General features: G+C 48.1%; 19 protein-coding genes. 16 read left to right on the top strand and 3 right to left on the bottom strand.

What is annotated here, in order from left to right; all coding sequences use genetic code 11:
• Positions 1 to 45: 45 nt before the first annotated feature.
• Positions 46 to 492, bottom strand: coding sequence for a VOC family protein (locus ACFQ0N_RS15205; RefSeq protein ID WP_379327502.1), 447 nt, complete (start codon positions 490 to 492; stop codon positions 46 to 48).
• 184 nt (positions 493 to 676) lie between these two features.
• On the opposite strand from ACFQ0N_RS15205, the gene ACFQ0N_RS15200 reads away from it, so the two are divergent.
• The 3 genes from ACFQ0N_RS15200 (at position 677) to ACFQ0N_RS15190 (ending at position 2,848) form a co-directional block, all read left to right on the top strand.
• On the top strand, positions 677 to 1,657 hold the full coding sequence (locus tag ACFQ0N_RS15200; RefSeq protein WP_379327500.1) for an ROK family protein: 981 nt from the start codon (positions 677 to 679) through the stop codon (positions 1,655 to 1,657).
• A 26-nt stretch (positions 1,658 to 1,683) separates the two neighbouring features.
• Entirely contained in the window at positions 1,684 to 2,322 is a 639-nt protein-coding gene (locus ACFQ0N_RS15195) for an HAD family hydrolase (RefSeq protein WP_379327498.1), read from the top strand.
• Between the two features lie 64 nt (positions 2,323 to 2,386).
• The gene (locus ACFQ0N_RS15190) at positions 2,387 to 2,848 is read left to right on the top strand and encodes a DIP1984 family protein (protein WP_379327496.1); all 462 of its coding nucleotides are present in this window, start codon (positions 2,387 to 2,389) and stop codon (positions 2,846 to 2,848) included.
• Positions 2,849 to 3,206: 358 nt separating this feature from the next.
• On the opposite strand, the gene ACFQ0N_RS15185 is transcribed toward ACFQ0N_RS15190, so the two are convergent.
• Complete coding sequence (locus ACFQ0N_RS15185) at positions 3,207 to 3,431, bottom strand: hypothetical protein (RefSeq protein WP_379327494.1); 225 nt, start codon at positions 3,429 to 3,431, stop codon at positions 3,207 to 3,209.
• A gap of 418 nt (positions 3,432 to 3,849) precedes the next feature.
• Between ACFQ0N_RS15185 and ACFQ0N_RS15180 the strand changes: the two genes are divergently transcribed.
• The gene (locus ACFQ0N_RS15180; protein WP_379327492.1) at positions 3,850 to 5,328 is read left to right on the top strand and encodes an Lsa family ABC-F type ribosomal protection protein; all 1,479 of its coding nucleotides are present in this window, start codon (positions 3,850 to 3,852) and stop codon (positions 5,326 to 5,328) included.
• A 25-nt stretch (positions 5,329 to 5,353) separates the two neighbouring features.
• Positions 5,354 to 6,427 carry an NAD(P)H-dependent flavin oxidoreductase gene (locus ACFQ0N_RS15175; RefSeq protein WP_379327490.1) on the top strand — a complete coding sequence of 358 codons (1,074 nt, stop codon included), beginning with the start codon at positions 5,354 to 5,356 and terminating at the stop codon, positions 6,425 to 6,427.
• Positions 6,428 to 6,447: 20 nt separating this feature from the next.
• On the opposite strand, the gene ACFQ0N_RS15170 is transcribed toward ACFQ0N_RS15175, so the two are convergent.
• The gene (locus ACFQ0N_RS15170; protein WP_379327488.1) at positions 6,448 to 7,251 is read right to left on the bottom strand and encodes a DUF2935 domain-containing protein; all 804 of its coding nucleotides are present in this window, start codon (positions 7,249 to 7,251) and stop codon (positions 6,448 to 6,450) included.
• A gap of 258 nt (positions 7,252 to 7,509) precedes the next feature.
• Between ACFQ0N_RS15170 and ACFQ0N_RS15165 the strand changes: the two genes are divergently transcribed.
• The 11 genes from ACFQ0N_RS15165 (at position 7,510) to ACFQ0N_RS15115 (ending at position 20,953) form a co-directional block, all read left to right on the top strand.
• Positions 7,510 to 8,772, top strand: coding sequence for a M20/M25/M40 family metallo-hydrolase (locus ACFQ0N_RS15165; RefSeq protein WP_379327486.1), 1,263 nt, complete (start codon positions 7,510 to 7,512; stop codon positions 8,770 to 8,772).
• Positions 8,773 to 8,796: 24 nt separating this feature from the next.
• Positions 8,797 to 9,594 (top strand): DUF3100 domain-containing protein, encoded by a 798-nt coding sequence (locus ACFQ0N_RS15160; protein ID WP_379327484.1) that lies wholly within the window; start codon positions 8,797 to 8,799, stop codon positions 9,592 to 9,594.
• Complete coding sequence (locus ACFQ0N_RS15155; protein WP_379327482.1) at positions 9,591 to 10,073, top strand: hypothetical protein; 483 nt, start codon at positions 9,591 to 9,593, stop codon at positions 10,071 to 10,073. Before ACFQ0N_RS15160 ends, ACFQ0N_RS15155 begins: the two co-directional genes overlap by 4 nt.
• A 468-nt stretch (positions 10,074 to 10,541) precedes the next feature.
• The gene (locus ACFQ0N_RS15150) at positions 10,542 to 11,216 is read left to right on the top strand and encodes a M24 family metallopeptidase (protein ID WP_379327480.1); all 675 of its coding nucleotides are present in this window, start codon (positions 10,542 to 10,544) and stop codon (positions 11,214 to 11,216) included.
• A 210-nt stretch (positions 11,217 to 11,426) separates the two neighbouring features.
• On the top strand, positions 11,427 to 13,121 hold the full coding sequence (locus ACFQ0N_RS15145; protein ID WP_379327478.1) for a sensor histidine kinase: 1,695 nt from the start codon (positions 11,427 to 11,429) through the stop codon (positions 13,119 to 13,121).
• A 4-nt stretch (positions 13,122 to 13,125) separates the two neighbouring features.
• A complete protein-coding gene (locus ACFQ0N_RS15140) occupies positions 13,126 to 14,754 on the top strand; it encodes a response regulator (RefSeq protein ID WP_379327476.1) in 1,629 nt (542 codons plus the stop codon).
• A gap of 141 nt (positions 14,755 to 14,895) precedes the next feature.
• The gene (locus tag ACFQ0N_RS15135) at positions 14,896 to 16,674 is read left to right on the top strand and encodes a type 2 periplasmic-binding domain-containing protein (protein ID WP_379327474.1); all 1,779 of its coding nucleotides are present in this window, start codon (positions 14,896 to 14,898) and stop codon (positions 16,672 to 16,674) included.
• Between the two features lie 96 nt (positions 16,675 to 16,770).
• Positions 16,771 to 17,673, top strand: coding sequence for an ABC transporter permease (locus ACFQ0N_RS15130; RefSeq protein WP_379327472.1), 903 nt, complete (start codon positions 16,771 to 16,773; stop codon positions 17,671 to 17,673).
• 23 nt (positions 17,674 to 17,696) lie between these two features.
• A complete protein-coding gene (locus ACFQ0N_RS15125; protein WP_379327470.1) occupies positions 17,697 to 18,590 on the top strand; it encodes a carbohydrate ABC transporter permease in 894 nt (297 codons plus the stop codon).
• 30 nt (positions 18,591 to 18,620) lie between these two features.
• Entirely contained in the window at positions 18,621 to 20,309 is a 1,689-nt protein-coding gene (locus ACFQ0N_RS15120; RefSeq protein WP_379327468.1) for a beta-L-arabinofuranosidase domain-containing protein, read from the top strand.
• An 89-nt stretch (positions 20,310 to 20,398) separates the two neighbouring features.
• On the top strand, positions 20,399 to 20,953 hold the full coding sequence (locus ACFQ0N_RS15115) for a GNAT family N-acetyltransferase (RefSeq protein WP_379327466.1): 555 nt from the start codon (positions 20,399 to 20,401) through the stop codon (positions 20,951 to 20,953).
• Positions 20,954 to 21,209: the final 256 nt, after the last annotated feature.

The raw sequence follows: 21,209 nt of genomic DNA, 5'->3' as shown, positions 1-21,209 counted from the left end.
ACTGACAAGCCGCCGTACGTGCGGATTGGGGTATACTCACTCATATCATTCGCTTTGTTCCTTGTCTGACCAAATGTTCTCTGTGTACTGCTCACTATAAGATTCGGAGGGAGGGATGACGGTAATGACGTCAATGAGCACGCCGTTCGGATCGGACGTAATAAAATGACGCTGGCCGAATGCTTCGTCGCGAATATCCAAGTGCAAAGGGAGCTTGGCCTTAACGATTAGCCTTTCGTACTCGGCATCTACATCGTCGACTTCGAAGTTTAGGAGAATGCCCTGCGCCGTTTTTCGGAATAGTTCGGGAACCGTAGGGTGGCTGGCGTCCAAAATAGCAAGCTCAAACGGCTGATCTTGATTGTTTTGCCTCAGGCTTACATACCAGTCAGCTTCAAATACTGGAATAAAGCCGAAGTGGTCTGTGTAAAACTTGGAGCTGGCGGCAACCCGCTCCGTCATAATGACGGGATAAAAACTCGAAAGCTTCATAAAAAACCTCTCCTCTTTTATTGGGATCCGTGATACCTATACCTTAGCATACATACAGTATGTATGTAAAATATTTTTGTACATTTATGGGCGACACGGTCTTGATTTATTTTCGAATAAATGGTAACTTAAGATCAACTTATTAACATAGTTTTAAAAAGTGTGAAATAAACATGGAGGTAGTATGGCTGACGCAGGGGAAATAAAAAATATGAACACAAATGCTATACGCCATGTGCTTAAGCAAAAAGGGCCTATTAGTAAAAATAGGTTGGCAAGGGAAACGGGATTAAGCTTTCCAACGATCAGCCGTGCAGTTGACACCTTAGTTGCAGCAGGTGAACTGCTCGACAAAGGGGCTGAGAAATCAACAGGCGGACGCTGTGCGCAGCTTTATGCTATCAATCCGACATTTAAAGTCACGCTTTCCATGCGTTTAGAAGCACAAGAATTAGGCTGGTTTATAAGTGATTTAACTGGTAATCAGCTGGAAGCCGGCACAGAAATATGTGAAGGAATACTACAAACCATTGACACGCTGATCATGCGTGTACAGGAGCGTTACTCGCAGCTCGGGGCAATCTCGATGGGGGTAGCTGGTACCGTACATGAGGGTGTTGTAACAGAAGCCTTCGGTTACGATGAGCTGCGAGGCGTTAACTTGTCTGCATATCTTAACCATAGATTTGGACTTCCCGCCGTTGTTGAAGGAGACATGCAAATTGTTTCCACAGGGTACTGGTCATTTTGTCCGGCTTCAATCCGGGCAGTGGTTTGCATTTATCTTGGTAAAATAGGAATTGGCGGCGGGATCGTCATTGATGGGAAGGCATGGAATGGAGCGTCTTCCTTTGCGGGTGAACTTCATTATCTTCCGATTGAGAATAACCTTAAATATGCGAAAACGAATTTTGAACATGCTGATATCGTAGAGTATTACGGGAAAATTATTCGTTCCTATGTATCCATTTTAAACCCTGACCGAATCGTCCTGTATGAAAACCGTCTTATTTCCGGTCAAGACGAAGCCATCCGCCGGGAATGTGAAAAATATTTACCTCCACAAGCTGTTCCGATCATTAAAATAAGTGCTGCTTTTGATGAGCATTATGAAAGAGGCTTATTTGTATTAGCCGAAAATTTGCTTGCTGAGACGGTATATTAACAGCCCATGACTACAGGAGGTTTGTGATGCCTAGATATGAACATGTAATTTTTGATGTGGATGGAACATTAATCGATACCGAAAAAGCTGTGATTTACTCGCTCCAAAAAATGTTAAAAGAAGATTACAACCGAGAGCTTGAAGCGTCAGAGCTATATTTTGTGCTGGGGATACCTGGAGCTGTGGCACTGCCGCAGCTTGGAATAAAGGATATTTCTCATGCCAATGAGAGATGGAACTTTTTTATGAAGGATTTCTATCACACAATGAGCGTATTTGATGGAATAACAGATTTGCTAATTGCTTTACACAAGCAGCGGATGTTGCAGGGGATTGTAACCTCGAAAACAAATGTGGAGTTCGATGAGGATTTTGTGCAATTTGGAATTACGAAATACTTTTCGCACATTATTTGTGCAGATGATACTGAAAAACACAAACCTAACCCGGAGCCGCTGCTTCAATATATGAAAATTTCAAATGCTTCTCCTGAAACATCCGTTTACATAGGTGATACCATATACGATTACGAATGTGCCCGAGACGCTGGCATTGATTTCGGATTAGCTTTGTGGGGATGTAAGCAGCATAATCATATTCCTGCAAAGTATAAATTTGAAACTCCACAGGACGTCTTAAGAGTACTGAACAAGCTGGAGAGGTAAATTTATAAGGTGCAGATAATAAAATTATAATAGAATGGTTGTAGTAAATTGGGGAGGCGTTTTAATGAAACTAGCAGAAGCGCTTGTTCTTAGAGCGGATTGCCAACGTAAGGTTTCTCAGTTAAAACAAAGACTTGAAAGAGTAGTTAAAGTTCAAGAAGGCGAGCAGCCTTCGGAGCAACCCGCGGTGCTCCTTGATGAATTGAAACGAACATTAGATGAGCTTACAGCATGGATAAAAAAGATAAACAAAACAAATTCATTTTGTTCATTTAATTCAAACATGAGTTTGTCCGATGCATTAGCTGAACGTGACCAGTTAATGCAACAAAGAAACCTGTTAAACGAATTATTGGAAGCCGCTTCGATAAAACAAGACAGATACAGCCGCTCGGAAGTTAAGTTTTACCGTACAATAGATGTGGTCGAGGTTCAAAAAGAGGTGGATGAGCTCTCCAAAAAATATCGTGAAATCGATTTTAAGATACAAGAGAAGAATTGGAACACGGAATTGTTAGAGGATTAATAAGCTGGTAACCCAATCAATATAAGCGAGTACAACCCGCCAACGGGAAAGTTGGACTCCTTGATTAGATGCAGGGCCATGTCTAATAAATTAACGAATTAGCCCAGTAATGTAACAAGATTGCGCTACAGCATGTAATTAAGATGTACAGTTAAATGTAACTACCGCGTACTGATATATTGATTTGGTGAGGGTGGGATCGGGGATTTCAGCACAGGATGCAGCCATGCGGCGCATCCTTTTTTGTTTGCTTAATCAAAAAGACGCTTCCTGCCACATCAAAGCGGGCTTAAGCGTCTTTTTGGTGCGATCCTTTGTTCTAGAACCGGGGCTGTTTCAACGGTTAGCGAGTGACAAATTAAAGGAGCGTTATAGCCAGCAAGTCGAACAAGACGAGCGGAATGGTGAAGAACCCGAAGAAGGAATGGGTTTGGGCCTTCCCTTTTTTGCGCCGAGTTTTTTGCAAGTAAACATGAGTGCCCGTTACTTTGACGACTTTACCGATATGGATTTTTCCAGATTTCATCTTAATACGCACACGGCGGTTCAGCATCGAGCAGCAAGATTGATATATGGCGGTCATGTCTGTCACCTCCCTTCTATCATAGAGTATGCTTGGTTTGATAGATTGTGAGGGCGCGAGCGAGATTAATATGATAAACTTTGTACTGATAACGAAGCTAGCGTTTTGTCGGATAGGTGCCTATAAGAACAAGGGAATTATTGAAATTGAATGACGGGTATGGTACGATAAAATCACTTTAATGATTGGAGCTGAAAAGGATAATGGAGTAATTTTTCTTGCTGAGATTATAAAATTAATAAACATCAAGCGTTATTTCGCATGTTTATTTTTTATAAGCAAGAAAGTTACTTTAACTTTTCACTCAAACAATATATCCTCATCTACCCCGCGAAGGGTTAGATTTGCTGTATTTATTTGAGCTACAAGAAAAGTAACTTTCTTGTAGCTTTTATTTTTTATACAGGGGGATACGCATATGTCACTTATTAAAGTTACGAACCTGACGTTTGCCTATGAAGGCAGTTACGATAACATATTTGAGAACGTCAATTTTCACATTGATACGGATTGGAAACTCGGGTTTACGGGAAGAAATGGAAGAGGGAAAACAACCTTCTTGAACCTGCTGCTTGGCAAGCATGAGTACAGCGGAAATATTTCTGCAGATGTCAGCTTTGAATATTTTCCTTATCCGGTGGAAAACAAGGAGGATAATACGCTTGATGTAATCAGCGATATTTTTCCGGATTATGTTCACTGGGAACTTATGCGCGAGCTTTCTTTGCTGAAAGTCTCCGAAGATGTGCTGTACCGCCCCTTTGCTTCCTTGTCGAACGGGGAACAGACGAAGGTGCTGTTAGCCGCATTGTTTCTCAAGGAAAATAGCTTTCTGCTGATCGATGAGCCGACCAATCATCTGGATATGCAGGCAAGAAAGCTGGTGAGCGATTACCTGAATACGAAGCGCGGCTTTATTCTGGTCTCTCATGACAGATCGTTCCTCGATCACTGTGTCGACCATATTCTTTCGATCAATAAGACCAATATCGAGATCCAAAAGGGGAATTTTTCGGACTGGTGGGAAAATAAACAGAGACAGGACAACTTTGAGCTTGCGGAAAATGAAAAGCTGAAAAAGGACATTAAACGCTTGTCCGAGTCGGCCAAACGTACGAGCAACTGGTCGCACGAAGTGGAAAAAACGAAAAACGGAACAAGAAATTCCGGCTCAAAGGTAGATAAAGGATATGTTGGCCACAAGGCTGCCAAAATGATGAAACGCTCGAAATCGGTCGAGCAAAGACAGCAATCCGCAATTGATGAAAAGTCTAATCTGCTTAAAAACATTGAAAGCTCGGAGGCTTTAAAAATTTCACAGCTGGCATATCATAAGAAGCAGCTTGTCGAGCTGGAACAAGTTTTGATTTACTATGGCGAGAGGCCGGCCAGCTCCGAGGTCAGCTTTACAATTGAACAAGGTGAGCGGATTGCGCTTGCAGGTCAAAACGGTTCGGGAAAATCGAGCATTATCAAGTTCATTTGCGGTGAGGAACTGAACTATACGGGCACATTCAGAAAGGGCAGTCAGCTGAAAATATCGTACGTATCACAGGAAACTTCGCATTTGCAGGGCGATTTAACCGACTACGCCAAAGGCAGCGGCATCGATGAAAGCTTGTTTAAAGCGATTTTAAGAAAGCTTGATTTTTCCAGGTTGCAGTTTGAAAAGGATATGGCTTTTTTCAGCGGCGGGCAAAAAAAGAAAGTGCTGATTGCGAAAAGCCTTTGTGAGCAGGCCCATTTGCATATTTGGGATGAGCCGCTAAATTTTATTGATGTCATTTCGCGCATGCAGATTGAGGAATTGCTGCTTGAGCACGCGCCGACGATTCTGTTTGTCGAGCATGATCGCGAGTTTTGCCGCAATATCGCGACAAAGACGATTGAGCTGTAAAAAAGTTCAGGAAGAAGGAAGAGACATGGGGATTCAATTAACAACAGAGCTCTGCCAGGCTTTTAATATACGGTACCCTATTTTTTTGGCCGGAATGGCGGGCATACCAGGCGTGAAGCTGGCGGCGGCAGTATCAAACGCGGGAGGGCTGGGCACGTTAGGAGCCGCCTACATGACACCGGAGGCGATCCGCAAAGCTGTTCATGAGATGAGGGAGCTTACGCAAGCTCCCTTTGGCGTCAATCTTTTTTCAACTCGGCTAACGGATGATAATACCCGAGTTGACGAAGCTCAGCGGGAGCTTAACAAGATACGCGATCAACTTGGGATCGCACAGGCTCTGGAAGGAGGCGTCAGCACCCCCAATCATTTTGCAGAGCAATTTGCAGTGTTGCTGGAAGAACGGGTGCCGGTCATCAGCACGGCATTCGGTCTGCTTCCAGAATCGTGCTTGCAGCAGGCGAAAGCGGCAGGCATCCGAATTGTAACCATGGTAACGACAGTAAAGGAGGCAATGCTGGCTGAGCAGGCCGGGTGCGATGCAATTGTCGCACAAGGCAGCGAGGCCGGCGGGCATCGCGGCACCTTCGACATCTCGGAGCATCCGATGGGAGCAAATATAGGGGCAATGGCATTGATTCCGCAAATTGTCGACCGCGTACGGATCCCGGTAGTAGCAGCCGGCGGCATTATGGATGGCCGAGGACTTGTTGCCGCGCTTGCCCTTGGCGCTCAAGGCGTGCAGATGGGGACGCGTTTTCTGACTGCTTTGGAATCGGGGGCGCATGAAGCCTATAAAGATGCCCTTCTGAATAGTACCGAAGAAAGCACAGTAATTACGAAGGCGTTTTCCGGCCGCCCTGCAAGAGGGATCGTCAATGCCTTTATTGAGCATTGGCATGACAGCGGTGTAGAGCCGCTGCCGTTTCCGACGCAAAACACCATCACGCGTGACATTAGAAACGCCGCTGCAGAACAAAGTAATGCCGCATATATGTCGCTATGGGCCGGGCAAGGCACGCGAATGCTGACCAACCGCCAGAAGGCGGAAGAGATCCTTGCTGAAATTGTAGGTCAGGCGAATGCGATTTTGGGGTAGGCCGCGGTAATTAATCGGCTTTATGCTTCTATTCTTGGCTTAGCCGGATTGCAATCAGGGTCTGTAACCAAGCCGAGCTGCGCCAATTTGGTCAAATAATAACATTCTTCTCTCAGCATATGATCAGGCATTAACGGACTAATGCGACTCAATAATTCAGCAGACAGCTCCATTTCTTCAATTTCTTTTAGAAAACCTGTAAACAGTTTCATTTCTGCATCGACATCAATATGGAATCGCCGAAATGCTGGAAAATCCTGAAGATGTGTTCTCATGTAACCTGCAAGCTCGATGCTTTTTAAATAAAATTGCTGAAAATGCTGCTCAAATTGCTGACTTTTTGCAAGCAACCGCTTTTCAACCGCATCTAGATTAGAGGCGATCGAAGTGGCATGACCTGCGGCGTCAGGCAGCCATAAAAAATCATGATGCAGGGCATCGAACTGAGGCACGCCTTTGCCTGCGACCAAGCTATCTAATATTCGCAAATATTCCTCCAGTTCATTGAGCATATGATTGAGGAAAGTAGGCGGCATTCCAATCGTGATATTCCCCGTAAGCCTTTTTTGCAGCAAGCTTAATTTAAAATTTCTAAATAAGGTGGTCAGCTGCAAAGCCTGATTGTTTAATTCTTGCAGCTGTTTCCCTCCCTCGGTCCGCGCCTGATGCAATAAATGGTCAAATTGTTGAATGAATTGCTGGGCGGCTTGAATCTCGCCTTTTTCTTTTGGAGAAAGAGCATTCAAAATAAACCTTCCGTGGTCACCCAAAATTTGCAGCCAAAAAAGATGTTCGAACATCGCCGATTGTACATTTTCACGCATATGATCCTCTCCTAGCTCTGAAATTGTTTATGCGGGCAGCGTTTTTGTTCATGCATAGTATGAGGCTATGCCGGTATGGGTGCCTATAAAAGTTTGTTGCGGTAATTAAATGTCCCCTTGTTTGAACATCCTTATTATAAAGGGACGATAATGATTGCCTTGCAATTGAAGAAGCCTTTGCCGCCCAAATTGCTTTATTTATGGTATAATCACGAAGCGAGTAATGAACAAAACTATTTACTACTGAGGGAGACAGCTATGGGTTTTAAAGAACAGTATGAAGAAATTGCGGATATAGCCCGAACCATTTTCAATAATCCGGAGCTGGGCTATAAAGAATTTAAAACAAGCAGCATGGTAGCGGATTTTTTAAAGAAAGTGAATCCCGCGGCTGAATTGGAATCGTTCAGTACGACGGGGATTAAGACGTCGCTCGGCAGCGGCAAGCAGCTGAATATCGCTTGGATTGCCGAACTGGATGCCGTATATGCGCCGACGCATTGGCGCTCGGACCCGGAGACTGGAGCGGCGCATAATTGCGGCCATTATACGCAAGTTGCAATTGCGCTTGCTTTGTATAAGCACTATGTAGAAACGAAAGCATACGAGGCGTATGATTTTACATTAACTTTTGTCTTTGTGCCGGCTGAGGAGTATTTGGATCTGGCTTATCGGGACGAGCTGCTTGCGAAAGGAACGATTGCCTATTATGGCGGAAAGCCGGAGGCGATGAAGCTCGGCGTATTTGATGACATCGATATCGGAATATGCGTTCATGCCATCGGGGGAGAATTCGCCAAACGCACGATTGAAACCAATTGCGATTTGGCCGGGTTTTTGTACAAGCATTATACCTTTAAAGGAAAGGCGACGCATGCAGGCTTCGATCCGTTTTCCGCGAAAAACGCCTACAGTATGTCAACTCTGTTCAACGTCGCATTAGGACTAAGCAGGCAGCATATGAAGGACAGCGAGCAGGTCCGGATGAATCCGATCATTATGGATTCGGATATGTCAACCAACGTCATTCCTAACTGGATTCAAGTTGGGACTGATCTTCGCACGCTAACGACCGACTATATGAAAGAAGCGTCGGCCAGAATGGACGCTGCTGCCAAGGGAAGCGCGATCGCTTTGCAGGGCGAGGTGGAGATCAAAACGCGAATGGGATATTTGCCGTTCACTCAGGACCGGTATTTGTCCGAATTTGTGATGGAAGCATTCCAGGAAAATGCGGAGATCGAAGAAATCTCGAATAACAAAGCGATAAGCGCGGCAGGCGATATCGGGGATCTTGCTTTTATGATACCGTGTATTCAAATCGGGCACAGCGGCTTTACTGGAACGATACATGGCGACGATTTCAAAGATATTGATCCTGAGTTTATTTTTGAGATATTTCCAAGATTTTTGGCGCAGGTACTGGACCGGATGAATGGCCGCATCGACCGTTCAAAATTGTACCGTCGCACCTTCGCTGAATATGAACAGCTCTTGTCATCGATTGTTAAAGCTGACTAATTGTACAGAAAAGAGGATCAAGTGTTGAAGTCGAAACTTTCGTTTGTTTACTTGCTTGTTTTTGTGCTCGTTGTTATTGCAGCAGCCGAATTGATCGGCATCCAGTCGGTTAAGGTCGGTACGATCAAAATCAATCTGCTACCGCTTGTGTTTGCAATCGTCATTACGATGGTGCTGGGGATAGCGGTATTTCGCAAAGGGATTCTTAAAAAGATTTACAGTAAGGAGAACGTGGGCTTCTCCAGCAAATATTTGATTTTTATTATGCTGCCGCTTATGGCCAGATACGGCGCGGACGTAGCGCCCAAAATCGAAGAGATTATGAAGGTCGGCTGGGTGTTCATTGTGCAGGAGATCGGCAATCTGGGAACGGTTCTGCTCGGTTTGCCTATCGCTATTTTGCTTGGACTGAGAAGGGAAGCGATCGGCTCGACGCTGGGGCTGGGCCGCGAAGGGGAGCTGGCGTACATTTCCGAAAAATACACCCTCGACTCCGACGAAGGCCGGGGCGTTCTCTCCCTATATATTATCGGTACACTGTTCGGCGCATTGTTCTTTAGCATTATTGCACCAGTCATGCATGCTGCCGGCTTCTCGATCGAAGCGCTCGCTATGGCATCCGGCGTCGGCTCCGCCAGTATGATGACGGGCTCATCCTCAGCGCTGGTGGCGATTGCTCCGGACTTGACGCAGACGATCAACAGTTACGCCGCAGCCAGCCAGCTTTTAACCAGCTTTTTAGGAACTTATACGATGGTATTTTTAGCGGTGCCGCTGCAGCGGTTTATGTATAACCTTATGGTAAGAGGTGGAAAGAAATGAGTGCCGGCTTAAATAAATATGTAAAGTATGCTCTAGTATTGCTCCTTAGTGTCAGCCTCATTCTGTTTACAGAGCAGATGAAATTTATAAAAAGCGGAGAAGGATCTATTACGATGGGGACGATCGCCGGATTGGCCGTCCTGTGGATGTTCTCTTTTATCGGCGTTTTGATCTCACAGCTTATGAAAAAGGTTCCGGTAAAAATTTTGCAGGAGTTCCCGGTACTCGGCTGGGTATCCATCGTTTCGCTTATCGGCTGCCTGATCTCGAATGATCTGGTGGAAGCAATCGGCAACGTTAATTTCTTATCCATTACGACGCCGATTTTGGCATTCGCCGGCATTTCCGTCGCGGACAGGCTGGCCGATCTGCGCAAAACTTCCTGGCGCGTCGCCATTATTGCGGTTTTCGTCTTTACGGGGACCTATGTAGGCAGTGCGCTTTTATCTGAAGTCGGCCTCTATTTGTCCGGTAAATAGTGTTTAAAAGGAAACGGCTTTCGTCATTTTTGGCGCAGAGCTGTTTCCTTTTTTAAAATATAAGAAAGTATAAGTTTCACCTTATACACAGCTTATATTTCTGAGGGAAGAAACTTGCCTCGCGCAAAGGACGGCGTCAGCCGTTTCTTCTTGTGGTGTTGCCTAAGCTAACGGATACCACGGCCGCTATTTTCGAAAATTCGACCGTTTTGAAATTGTAACGGAGCTGTGGGCCGCTATTTGATGCTCTTAAGCACGATTCCACCAAAAAACGTCCCATTAAGGTCGCCCATATCCGTTAGATTTCAAAAAGGAAGGTAATTGGCGAAATAACGTCTGTAGCTTCCGTTTAGATGAAGCCGCTTTGCAGCTTACGCTCCTTCAGGCGAGATCACGAAATCGATGTTTTTGAAGCGGCTCTGCTCAACGGCGAGAGCTTCTGTTACAATAAAATAGAGGTGACAGCTAATGAGACATTTGGCCTTGCGGGATGCTGAAAGGAAGGCGGCTGAGTTATTTAGTGCCGTTGAAAAGAAAGGCATACTGCGCAGTGGTGTAACGGAAAAACAAATCAATCGCGAAATCTATGAGCTCGCTTTTCAAATGTTTGGTATTAAGAAATATTGGCATAAACGCATTGTGCGGGCGGGAAAGAACACTTTATTCCCGTACAGAGAAAATCCGCCCGATTTGACCGTGTCGGAAACGGATATTATTTTTCTTGATTTTGGTCCTATTTTTGAAGAATGGGAAGCCGATTTCGGGAGGACATATGTTTTAGGAGAAGATCCGATCAAAATGAAGCTGTGCAATGATATTGAACAGGCGTGGAAAGAAGGAAAAGCCTACTTTCAGTCCAAGCCGGATATTACAGGCAGTGAGCTTTTTTCCTATGTCTGCGGCCTGGCGAAGCAGTATGGATGGGAGTATGGCGGCCCGCATGCCGGCCATCTCATCGGCGAGTTTCCCCATGAGCAAATTCAAGGCGAAGAAGTGGAAAACTATATCCATCCTGACAATGGAATTCCGATGAGGGAACCGGATAAGAATGGCCAGCCTCGGGATTGGATCCTGGAGATTCATTTTGTTAATCGTGAGTTGGAAATCGGCGGTTTCTTTGAGCAATTGCTAACAGTTGAATAGGAGCGGTCCACAGAATAGTAACGGCCGCCACGTTGCTTCGTATGGAGCGCGCGGCGGCCGATACTTTGCGCATAACTCGTATGAATTGTGATAGAAAAGTAAAAATTTTGAGATATGATTTTGCACAGAATGGATCTATAATACTGAAACGCGAGATTTCACCAGAGTGCACATGAAAATAGAGGTACCGCATCAGGGGGCGAATAAAATATGAGGTATAAATTGAATGTCAACAGGCGCTCAATATTTGTGAAGCTCGTGCTCGTGTTTTTACTCATTTTGCTGCCAGTATTTACAGTCGGCTGGTTTAACAATGAATTCGCATCCAGAAGCGTGGCGAGTGAAATCGCCCAATCGATGGAATCAAAGGTGGAATTTTATATGAAGCTGCTGGAAGTGGATTTGTCGAAAATCATTCAGTTCCAGCGCCAGTATGTCAATGACAGCGATCTGCTGGAGCTTAGCGGAGGCTGGGAGTTTATGTCCTTTCCGGAACGCACCTATGCGTCGGAGCGGCTGCAGCGGCGTCTGCTCTTACTGCAGAGCTCCAGCCTGTACATTAAAGATGTGGCTGTCATGCTGCCGGCAATGAGCAGAATTGTATCCGCTTACAGTCCGTTTGAGGATCTGGATCGGGATTTGTTTCAAGGGCTGCTGCGGACGAACGGGGCGCAAATCTCTCATTTTACGTATTGGCAGGATCGTCTGTTCATCACAATGCCGGCTCCGGGCTGGTCCTACCGCGATCATGAGGATCCGCTTTATTTGCTTGCAGTAGAGCTGGATATTCCTCGCATCCGGGACCTGCTGAAGCAAATGAATACGAATAGCGAAGGCTATGCGAGACTGGCGAGCGAAAAGAACCGCTGGAGCATTTCTTCCTCAGATAAGGAGATCGCTGCTGCTGACGAAGGACTTGTTTCCATTGATAATCATTCCTCTGAGCTCAATTTGACTCTATCTGCTTATGTGCCTGAGACGATTGCTTATGCCAAGCTGAAAAAATACAAACAATGGTACTGGCTGCTGTCTGCTTTCGCGGTAGCGGCGGTGCTGGTTTTTGCGCTATGGATCCACCGCAATATTCATAACCCGTTAAACAAGCTGGTGCGGGCTTTCCGCCATTTGGAGGAAGGCAACTTGAACATCACGGTCAAGCATGAGGCGCATGATGAGTTCCGCTATGTATTTGCCCAGTTTAATGGAACGGTTGTCAAGCTCGGCACGCTCATTAATGATGTCTACGAGCAAAAGTACCGTGCGCAGCTATCCGAATTGCGGCAGCTTCAGGCGCAGATCAATCCCCACTTTTTATACAATGCCTTGTTCAATTTACAATTAATGGCCAAACTGCGCGATAACGAAAATATTGACCGCTTCACTTCCTACTTGGGCGATTATTTCCTATATATCACGCGCAACGCCTCCGCTGAAGTTACGCTTGCCGAAGAGGTGGCCCATGCACAGAAATATGTGCATATTCAATCTTTCCGGTTTAGCGGGCGGATTGCCGCAAAGTTTGGAGAATTGCCGGAAGCGTGCCGCAATATCGCAGTTCCCCGCTTAATATTGCAGCCGGTACTTGAGAATGCATACAAATACGGGTTGGAGCCCAAACGATCGCAAGGTCTTCTACAGGTGGGATTTGTGCCTGGAGAGGAATCGCTGACCATCTTAATTGAAGATAACGGGGAGTCGCTGTCCGACGAAAAATTGGAGCAGATCTCTTTTCAATTAAAGCATGTTACGCTCGATACGGAGACGACAGGCATGATCAACGTTTCCCGCAGGCTGCAGCTGCGATATGGCATGGAGGCAGGGCTGGCTGTAAGCCGCAGCGGGCTTGGCGGAATGAAGGTTGCGATGAAACTGCCGGTTTCCGGTCGCGAAGAACAAGGGGGATGAAAAATTGTACCGATTATTGATCGTTGATGACGAGCCGTTCATTGTCGACAGCCTATGCACACTCATAGCCGGGCGTAATGAGCTGGAGCTGGACATTTATAAAGCATACGCAGCGGACGAAGCGCTGGCGATGATGGAGCAAATCGAAGCAGATATTATCCTGACCGACATCCGGATGCCGGGTATGGACGGCATTGAGCTGCAGCAAAAGGTCATACAGCTGTATCCGCATTGTAAAGTCATTTTTTTAACCGGCTATGACGATTTTGATTATGTCCAGTCTGCGATACGCGGCGGCGGCGTTGATTATATTTTGAAAATGGAAGGATTTGAATTCATTATTGCCGCGCTGGAGCGGGCTATAGCAGGGCTGCGCGCATCAGGAGAGAAAACGGAACTGCTGCGCCGGGCCAGCGAGCAGCTTGAGGATGCAAAACCGATGCTGCAGCGGGATTTTATAACCGGCTTGCTGGAAGGAACCTGCCGCTGGAAGGAGGAGGACGCTGCCAGGCTGCAGGAGCTGGGGGTCAGTTTGCAGACTAAGGCGCCAGTGGCGTTAATGATCGGCAGTGTGGACAACTGGCCGGAAGGGCATTCCGCGATGGATCGGAAATTGCTGCTCTACGCCGTGCAAAATATTGCTGAAGAGCATTTTCGAGAGTTCTTTTCTTTCTATGCAATGCCCTTTGACCGCTCGCGGATCGTCTGGATTTTACAATCGCGCGAGGAACGGCTTCATGACTGGCCGTCTGATCAGATCGAATCGCTTACGGAACGGATTCAGGAGACTTGCAAACTGCTGCTCGGCTTGTCGCTTTCATTTGCCGTCGGCAGCAGGTCGGCCGGCTGGGCATCGCTCCCAGTCTGCTTTGAGCGGCTGCTAAAGCTGCTGCAGCGCCGGATCGGGCCGGTCGGCGAAATGATTGTCACCGACCGAAGCATAGCCTCTGATGCGCCTGCTGGTGGGGAAGCGCCCGGCTTGTGGGCAAATGCCGGCAAAGTAAAGGCGTTGCAAGAGGTTTGGGAGCGGGGAACGCTGGATGACTTCCGCCGTATTTATGACGAGATTTGGGGGGATCAGCCGCGGACCGAGCTGCCGGTACATGTCCAGAAAGAAATCTACTATACGCTTGCCGCTCATTTCATGACGCTTCTGAGCGATTGGGAGCTGGCGCCGGAACTGCAGGAAGCGGCAGAGGTCGAACGAATGATGCAGATGGAAACCCATCGTTCCTGGGAGGAGCTTGATCAATATTTTCTCAGGCTGGCGCGCTGTCTGCTGGACTATCGCGAGCAGGAGCGGGAAAAACGCTCCTTTGATTTCATTCACCGACTGCACAGCTACATCGATCATCATCTTGGCGATGACTTGTCGCTCAATCGGCTCGGCGAGATCGTATACTTGAATGCTTCTTATTTGTCACGGGTTTACAAGCAGCTCACAGGCGTGGGGTTGACTGATTATATTACGGACACCCGAATTGCGAGAGCCAAGCAGCTGCTGGCGGATCCGGGGCTGAAAATTCATGAGGTGAGCGTGCAGGTCGGCTTTGAATCACCGTCCTATTTTGGCCAAGTGTTCAAGCGCAAGACGGCGATGACACCCCAAGAGTACCGGGAAGCCTGGTGCTGAAGCATCGTAAAAAAATGAAGAGGAAAGTAAAGATCTTAAGATTTGCTGCAGAAAAGGGCTGGCGTACAATAAAGCTGTGGATGCATCCCGCATATTCGAACAGGACCTAAAAATTTGAGAGGAATAAAGGGGAGCGGCTCAATGACAAATCAAGTATGGCAGCGATTTCTGGCGATATCGGCAGTAGTCTGTCTTCTATTCCTGGCGGCATGTTCGTCCGGCGGCGGAAATAACGATGCAGGAACGGGTGCCAAAAGCGAGGCCGGTCAAAATAAAACTGGTGAAAACGGAAGCGGCCAGCCGGAGCAAAAAGAACCAGCCGCTGCGGAGAAAGTTGATCCTTTCGGCAAATATGAGCCGGAAATTGTAGTTGAGACCGTGAAAGCGACGGAGACGAATGTCAAATTCGCTCCCGGCCAATCATGGGACAGCAATATTTGGTTCGATCTGATTAAGCGGACTTTGGGCATTCAAATTAAAAACATTTGGCTGGCTCCGGCGGAGGGGCAGCAGTTTGAACAAAAGATGAATGTCACGATAGCTTCGGGCGACTTGCCGGATTTCTTCGAAGTGTCGGGATCGCAGCTGCAGCAGCTGGCCGAGGATGGACAAATTGCCGATCTTACAGCGGTGTATGACAATTACGGTTCGCCGCTACTGAAGGACTTGCTGGATTTTGATAAAGGCATTTCATTGTCGGCGGCGACGATCGGCGGCAAGCTGATGGCCATCCCCAAGCCGTTCGGCTACAGCGATACACAAGGCTTCATCTGGATTCGCAATGACTGGCTGCAAAAATACGGCCTAACCCCTCCGGAGAAGCTGGACGATGTCTGGCAGATTGCGCAGACGTTTGTCGACAAGCAAGCGGGCGGTGCCGGTACGATCGGGTTGCCGCTGCGCAAAGATCTCGAAGGCGATCTGGGCGGCGTCGATCAAATGTTCAACAGCTATCACGCTTATCCCCGCATGTGGGTTAAGGGTCAGGATGGCAAGCTTGTCTATGGCAGCATTCAACCGGAGATGAAGGAAGCGCTTGGCAAGCTGCAGGAGCTGTATAAGAGCGGAATAATTGATCAGGAGTTTGGCGTCAAGGATTATGGCAAAGTATGCGAAAGTGCGCTGGCTAGCGGCAAGGCCGGCATTTACTTTGGCGGAATGGCTGACCCGCTCGGCTGCACAAGCAGCGGCTTCCAGAAGGAGCAGGCGGACTGGGTGCCGTACAAGCTCGTTTCCAACGACGGGAAGCCGGTATTGTCTCAAGCCAAAATAGCTCCTCCTTCCTACTATGTCGTCAGCAAAGACGCCAAGCATCCGGAAGCGCTTATTAAAATCTTGAACCTGTTTGGAGACGTAGGCTTCGGCGAACGCAGCAAGGAAACCCATCAGGACTACAATCCGCTTTATTTCAGCCAAGTGGGCGATACGCCGTCAGCGAATTTTCACGTGATGCCATTTGTAGTCTTTCTTCAGAACAAAAATGTATTGGACCATAAGGATTACATGGAGTACTTGAAAGATCCGGCGGGATATGCATTCCAGGAAACTTCCGACAAGCAGCTGTTCGAGAACATGGATGCGTATCTCAAGTGGAAGGAGACGCCCGGACAGCCGGTTGATCAAACGATTGCGACCTCCTGGGCCTATTACATGATTTTCGGTCCGGTAAGCACACAAGCCGTCATCGATGAAGCGATGCAGAACAACCGCTATATTTTCGATGAATATCTCGGACCGCCGACTGAGACGATGAAGCAGAAGCAGGCGCTGCTGAGCAAAGCCGAAAAAGACATGATGACCCGTATTGTGATGGGCAGCGCCTCCATCGATGAGTTCGACAAATTTGTGGATCAGTGGCGCAAGCTGGGCGGAGATAAGATTACGGAAGAAGTGAATGCATGGTATGAGGCGCGCAAATAAGCGCCGCTGACCAGCAAGATTGAGCCTGCAGCAAGCCTGCCTGACCTGCCTGCGTGCCGGGCGGGCAGGCTGCACAGGAAAAGGGAGGGGATGACGATGAAGGCAAGAAAACCGCTGCTATCTAATATGACGTTTCACCTGATGATTTTGCCCAGCTTGATCATCGTCCTCATTTATAGCTATGGTCCGATGCTCGGGGTACTGATGGCCTTTCAGGACTATCGCGTGACGCGCGGCCTTTTTGGATCGGATTGGATCGGGCTGGACAATTTTCGCACGCTGCTGGCTTTTCCTGATACGCTCCAAGTTATATGGAATACGGTTTTTATTGCGAGCATGAAAATTGCCGCCAATTTGATAGTGCCGATCGTGTTCGCTCTGCTGCTGAATGAAGTGAGGCTAAATCTTTTCAAGCGTGGCGTGCAGACTTTGGTCTATTTGCCGCATTTTTTATCCTGGGTCATTCTGGGCGGTATTCTAATCGACATTTTGTCGCCGTCGTCCGGAATCGTCAATCAGGGACTAAAGCTGCTGGGTATAGAGCCCATCTATTTTTTGGGAAGGAATGACTGGTTTCCGTTCGTTATCGTCATCTCGGACGTCTGGAAAGAATTCGGTTACGGCACGATCGTATATCTGGCCGCGCTTAGCGCTATTAATCCGGCGCTCTACGAAGCGGCCATTGTGGATGGAGCGGGCCGCTGGAAGCAGACGCTCTACATTACGCTTCCGGGCATTGTTCCCGTTATTATTTTGTTGACTACGCTCAGCTTGGGCAATATTTTGAACGCCGGCTTCGATCAAATTTTCAATTTGTACAGTCCGGCCGTCTATCAAAGCGGGGACATCATCGATACGCTTGTATATCGTATGGGGCTGGGCCAGGCGCAATACGGGTTTGCAACGGCTATTGGTCTGTTCAAGTCGCTCATTTCGTTTGGATTAATCGCTATTTCCTACTCGATGGCGTATCGATTTGCCGGATATCGAATTTTTTGAATGGCGGGAGAGGAGAGAGAAGCGTGCTGTACGAATATGGAAATGGCCGCCGTCTGTTCACGGCGCTCAATTATATATTGCTGGCCGGCGCTTCGCTGCTGTGCATTATGCCGCTTGTCCATGTATTGGCGGTTTCATTTAGCGGCAGCGCAGCGGTCACGGGAGGCGAGGTGCTTTTTTGGCCGGTTGATTTTACGTGGAATGCGTACCAGTATGTGGCCAATAAACCGGAGTTTTGGCAGGCGCTGTGGCGTACGCTGGAGCGGGTTGTGCTTGGTGTGCCGGTCAGTATTTTGCTGACGATTATGCTTGCCTATCCTTTGTCCAAAGAGACGGCGGTATTTCGGCAGCGAACCTTGTATGTGTGGGTGTTCGTCTTTACGATGCTGTTTGGCGGCGGGCTGATTCCAACCTATCTGATCGTAAAGGAAACGCATTTGCTGGATACGGTATGGGCGCTCGTTATTCCGTCGGCAGTTAATGTCTTCAACGCTGTGCTGATGCTTAATTTTTTTCGCGGGCTGCCGAAAGCGCTGGAAGAAGCTGCGCTCGTTGACGGAGCGGGCCATTGGAAAATACTGTGGCGGATTTTTGTGCCGCTTTCAGCGCCTTCCATTGCCACCATAACCTTGTTTACGATCGTATTTCACTGGAACTCATGGTTTGACGGCTTAATTTATATGAATCGCCCGGAGCATTATCCGCTGCAAAGCTACTTGCAGACCGTCGTTGTCCAATCGGCGCTTGATCTGATCCAGAGCGGCACGGCCCAGGATTTGAAAATGATCTCCCAAATCAATGACCGGACGACCAAAGCGGCCCAAATCTTTTTAGGCGCGCTGCCGATTTTGCTTGTCTATCCGTTTCTGCAAAAGTATTTCGTAAAAGGCATTACACTTGGCAGTGTGAAAGAATAATGTTGATGAAGAAAAAGGAGGATCGCTTGGGTGAAAACAATACCATGGGACAATCTTGATGTACATGGCGAGCAGCGCAGAAGGGCGCTGCTCAATTTTGACCGGTTGGAGACGGAGCCGTACGAACCGGATACGGTGTTCAAGCCAGCCGCTTATGAGTGGCCTGGCGATTGGGAGGGGAGGACGCTGCTGGCGCTTGTGCTGCTGGCTCAGGCTACGCAGCGGGAACCGCGGCATCTGTCCGCGATCATGCAGCGTCTGCCGGATTATCTGAATGCACAGGGCTTCTTCGGGGCCTGCCATGAAGCGGGCGTAATTGACGAGCAGCAGTTATCGGGAAACAGCTGGTTTTTGCGGGCGATGGTTGAACATTACAAATGGAGACAGGATCCGTTCTCGCTCTCGGTTATTGAACGAATGATTGAGCATTTGCTGCTGCCAGCGCGCGGACATTACGCGGAATACCCGGTATTGCCGGAGCAGCGAGTCTTCGCCGGCGGGGCGATCGGCGGCCTCCAGCAGGAGCAGATCGGGGCATGGCGGCTGTCTACCGATATCGGCTGCGCTTTTATTATGCTGGATGGGGCTACCCAGGCTTATCAAATTGTGCCGCGGCGGGAACTGAAAGATTTGATTGATGAAATGATTGCTAAATTCAAGACGATCGACCTGGCCGGCCTTTCCTTTCAGACGCACGCGACCTTGTCGGCGCTGCGCGGTGTGCTGCGGCACTACGAGACGACGGGCGATGCTTCGCTGCTGCGCAAGGCGGAGGAAGTATTTGCGCTATATTTGCAAAAGGGAATGACTGCAACCTTCGCCAATTACAACTGGTTCGGCCGGTCGGAATGGACGGAAAGCTGCGCGGTTGTCGATTCCTTTATCGTTGCAGTCTCACTCTGGCAGCATACGGGCAAAGCGGTGTATCTTGACGCTGCCCATCATATTTATTATAACGGCATCGGCTACGGCCAGCGGCCTAATGGAGGATTTGGCTGCGACGTTTGCACAGGCGCCCATGGCGAAAGGATGATTGCGCCGAAATCACCCGAGTTGTTCGAGGCCTTCTGGTGCTGTACGATGCGAGGGGGAGAAGGGCTGGCCCGCGCGGTCGAATACTGCTACTTTGTGGAGGACAGCGGGCATTTATTTGTACCTTTTTATGCAGATGGTCTTGTGCGGATCGGGATGAGTGGTGGACATGTCGTTATTGGGCAGCGCACCGGCTACCCTTACGAGGGTGATGTTCATCTTGAAGTGCTTGAATCTGCAGCAGCCGATCCTGTTACTGTGGGCCTCTACGTGCCTTCATGGGCGGAGAAATCATCTATCCGCTTGCGTTTCGAAGGGCAGGAGAGAAGCGCTGACATGCAAAATGGATTTGTAACATTAACAGAGCTACTGAAAAAAGGCTCCGTAATCGAGCTTTCCTTTGATATTTCCCTGCGCAAGGAATATGAACCGGACAGTTCCCAGGGCGCTTTTTCATACCGGCACGGAGCTATGGTGCTTGGTATTGAAGGGGGGGAATCGCCAGTGGAATTGGACAGAGACGAAGAGCTTGCAGCGCTTGGCAGCGGAAGGTACAGAATGACTTCTTCCTGCAAGGAACTGGCCCCCATTAATGACCTGATCGAAAAATCGCATGAGGCTGCCGTAAAAAACAGGAAGCAGGTACTGTTTTATGAGCAGTCACAGCTGCAGTTCATGTCTGAATAGCTCCGGCGGCCGGGCGATGGAGATCCCCAATTTCCGCAATAGCCGATCTTACAGGGAGCAAATCATTAAATTGTAGGAGGGAATTGTATATGACGGACCCGGAAAAGGAAACGAACCTATTCAGTCCTCAGCTGTTTATGACGCTGGACGATCTTGCTGGCCTTCCGGCGGTAACGCTGCCCGAAGGCTACGCCGTGCGCAGCTTTCACCCCGGCGATGAGCGGCATTGGGAGGAAATCGTTAACGATTCGTTCCAGAAAAAGAGCGATTATGTCCAAGAGATGGAGAAGGACGGGCAATACCTTCCGGAGCGGGTTTTGTTCATATGCCATCACGGCCGTCCCGTTGCAACGGCGTCCGCATGGCATCGCGAAGAGTATGGGCAGGAATGCGGGTATTTGCACATGGTCGGTATTTTGTCGGCGTACGCGGGCAAGGGGCTTGGCATGCAGATCAGTCTGGCGGCGCTGCATGCAATGAAGCAGGAAGGATGCAGCAAAGCTGTGCTGCATACGGACGATTTCCGCATCCCAGCACTGAAAATATATTTCAAAATCGGGTTTGTCCCGAATGTGGTGCACGATAATCAATTCAAACGCTGGAACGACATAGCGGAAGCGCTGCATATTCGTATTCAGCTATGATCAAGATGAACTGAAGATGAGCGCCCCAATGCCCCGGAGACATTCGTCCCGGGGCATTGGGGTATTAATAATGCGGAAACTTCAAATGATTACAAACGTTCCAGAATATTTAGAGAAGATTAAAATGTGGTATAAAAACAAATAAATGCAGTCCATTCTCTCTTATGAGGTGGACTGCATTTGTCCATTCAGCTTTATCAATGTTTACAACGAATGCGGTGAGCATGGCTTGCATTCGCATGTGAAATAGAGCTTG

It is taken from the genome of Paenibacillus sp. GCM10027626, assembly GCF_042676285.1.
Classification (GTDB): domain Bacteria; phylum Bacillota; class Bacilli; order Paenibacillales; family Paenibacillaceae; genus Paenibacillus_Z.
Note: the sequence above shows the minus strand (reverse complement) of the source record. Positions and strands in the feature narration are given on the sequence as shown.